The sequence below is a fragment of the Bradyrhizobium sp. 197 genome (assembly GCF_023073375.1).
GTDB lineage: Bacteria > Pseudomonadota > Alphaproteobacteria > Rhizobiales > Xanthobacteraceae > Bradyrhizobium.
This window is the reverse complement of record NZ_JADPJJ010000149.1, coordinates 1-2,949: the sequence shown is the minus strand read 5'-3', so window position 1 is coordinate 2,949 and position 2,949 is coordinate 1. Positions and strand designations below refer to the sequence as shown.

General features: G+C 62.7%; 3 pseudogenes. All 3 read right to left on the bottom strand.

Annotated features, from left to right (window positions below):
- Positions 1–116: 116 nt before the first annotated feature.
- Positions 117–508: pseudogene (locus IVB27_RS34755) on the bottom strand (SDR family NAD(P)-dependent oxidoreductase); the annotation flags it as partial.
- A 171-nt stretch (positions 509–679) separates the two neighbouring features.
- Positions 680–2,046, bottom strand: a pseudogene (locus IVB27_RS34750) (IS1380 family transposase).
- A gap of 95 nt (positions 2,047–2,141) precedes the next feature.
- Positions 2,142–2,525: pseudogene (locus tag IVB27_RS34745) on the bottom strand (SDR family NAD(P)-dependent oxidoreductase); the annotation flags it as partial.
- Positions 2,526–2,949: the final 424 nt, after the last annotated feature.

The following is a 2,949-nucleotide window of genomic DNA, read 5'->3' as shown; positions in this document are numbered from 1 at the left end:
TTCGTTGGCAGATGCGGCTCTATCTGAGCCCACTGCTTGTCGTTGAGCCAGAACAGTCCTTTGCGCATCGAAGTCCCCCGTGCCGAATCAACTTGGCACCAGGGAATCAGAACTCGCTAATCAGGTACAGACCCTAGATGCAAGCCAGCGTCCGTGCGCACGCATTCGCCGCTCATGTTGCCCGATGCCTGGCTTGCCAGGAAACAGACAAGCTACGCCACACACTCAGCGGTCGAAGCGATCTTAAGCGGTACACGCGCCAGCACGGAATCACGGATCTGCCGGGCGCCCGCTTCGCCACGGCCCTTGGCGAACCAGTGCGTATCGATGTAGCCGGGGCAAACGGTATTGACACGAATGGAAGGCGCGAGCGCACGCGCCAGCTGCAGTGTCATAGCGTTCAGTGCACCTTGCTCGCTGGTTACGCCACCGATGAGCCGTCGCCATTGATGCCTGCGATCGAGGAGACGTTCACCAGGGCGGACGGCTGTCCGCTCACCCTAGCGCCGCGTCTAGCCCGTATTCCTCACATGACCAATTGCTCTGGGACGGTGATAGGAGGATCTGGCGAAGGCGACGAGGAGCCGTGGCGCTGAAGGCGCGACTGGGGATTTGGTTTTGAGTGTCTCCGGTGGGCTATGGTGGATGCCGCCGATTGGGCGCGTCGCAGCTTCGCGTGTCAGGCCGGCGAGGCGCGAGCCTTGGCAGCTTCGGCCAGGCAACGAGCCGCGTGTCCCCACGGCTGGGCGGCTGGGCAGGCCGAGGCCATGGCGATCCTGATGCGGCGGACGCTGATGCGCACCAGTGCGCCGATCTTCAGGAGCTTGAGACGGATGGAGCCGCAGGTGGCGTCTGCAAAGGTAGTTTCGGCAAGGCCGATGCGCCGCTACGCACAGATCAGCACATAGGCCATCGAGGCGAACCACAGCCGCAGTTGGTTGGCGCGCATGGTCGCCGCGGAGGTACGGTCGGCGTAGAGATCGAGCTGGCACTCCTTGATACGGTTCTCCATGTCGCCGCGGGCGCAGTGGATATCCTTATAGAGCTGCCGCGCGCCCGCCTCGCTGCGCTCGAGCGAGGTGACGACGAAGCGCGGATTAGCCTCCCCTTGCGTCCACTCCGCCTTGGCAACGACACGGCGGTCGAGCGTGCTCCACTGGAAGTCCTTGAAGCGGCGCGCCGGGCGGCCGGTCTTCTCGGCCGCAGCGCGGGCCGTGGCAAGCTCGTCTGCGATCATGGCGACCAGGCGTGTGTTGCGGGCGAGCCCGAACAGATAGTCGACGCGGTTCTCCTGGCACCACACCATCAGCGCCTCGCGCGCAAAGCCCGAGTCCCCCCGCAGCACGACGCGCGTGAGCGGCCAGCGGGCGCGGATCTGTCGGACAATCCGCGCGAGCTCCGCGACGCTGCCCGCACTGGCGTCGATATCGGGCGATCGCAGCTTGGCCGCCAGCAGATGCCGGCCGCAGAACACGAACAGCGGCAGATAGCAATAGCAGTCGTAATAACCGTGGAAGAAGCGCCCCTCCTGATACCCGTGAAGCGGGTCGTCGGTGGCGTCGAGATCGAGAATGATCTGCTTCGGCGCTCGCCTGTGTGCCTCCAGGAACAGCGTCACCGGCAGCGCCTTGATCGCCGCCGCCTCATAGGCGATCTTGGTGCTTTGGCTCAGCTCCAGCCGGTTCAGCGTCGACTTGCCCGCCACCGGTGCGTAGTCCTCGCGCCTGGCTTTAAGCTTGCCCGCCAGCACCGCCGTCAGAGGGTCGTGCCGCAGGTGGTCGTGATCATTGAGATCTTCGTAGCCAAGCGCGATGCCAAAGACCCGCTGTCCGACCAACGTCGCGGCCGTATGCTCGATCAAGTCTGGGCGCGATGATCGGGAAAGCAATCGGCAAAGCGCCCCACCAGATCAATCACCCGATCCGTGGCACCCAGAAGCAGCGCTCCAGCATCCGACGTCACCAGGCCAGCATCAAAGGCCGCCTCCACAGCCCGGCCTTCCACCACTCCAAAATCAAATCGTTGTGCGCTACACTCTGTCGGCATCGGGGCGCTCCTTGGATCAGACAAAAGTCCTTCTCGCAAAAGAACTTTCGCTGATTCGCGCCCCGATGCGCCTCAACACTGTGAGAAATGCGGGCTAGCAACGACCGCGCCGCCCGGATCATCTGGTATGGTCCGATCGCATTGACCGCATAGATACGCTGAAAATCCTCCGCCGAGAGCCTGCCGAGATCATGATGCGGCACATGTTTCGTTGTGCCGGGTACATCAAGCCGCCCCCACGGCGCGGCAGCCGCGACGATCTTCCTGCAATCTTCGTCGCGAGAGACGTCGCCCTGCACCACCACCACCTCGGCAGCGCCCTCATTACGGCAGACTTCGACAGCGGCCGCGGCTTCCTTCTGGCTCTTAGAATAGTTGATCACGATGAGCGCCCCATCTTTGGCCAAGAGGCGCGCGGTGGCCGCTCCAAGCTCCGATGCTGAACCCGTCACTATCGCGTATAATCGATTCGTCGGCATGGTTCCCTCTAGAGCAATCAAACCTCATGCTATCAGCGGCAGACCAAGTCGCGCGGCAGACCGCGAGACCTGCAAAACTCTAATGCTCGTACATCGGCGCGAAGCGCAATCTGCTTGCCGATTGCCGCCGCTTCTGCTCTTCCACATCTTCGTGCTGCCGATCGCGCTGTTGCTTCTCGTCATTCTCGCGCGTCAGCCGCAACTGCCCGGGTTCTCAGTGCCGACGCCTCGGAGCTCGGGGGCCGCTTTCGGTGCCATGGGGAAAGCCACAGTTTCACCAGCTCATACTAGGGTCTGTACCTAATTAGCGAGTTCTGATTCCCTGGTGCCAAGTTGATTCGGCACGGGGGACTTCGATGCGCAAAGGACTGTTCTGGCTCAACGACAAGCAGTGGGCTCAGATAGAGCCGCATCTGCCAACGAA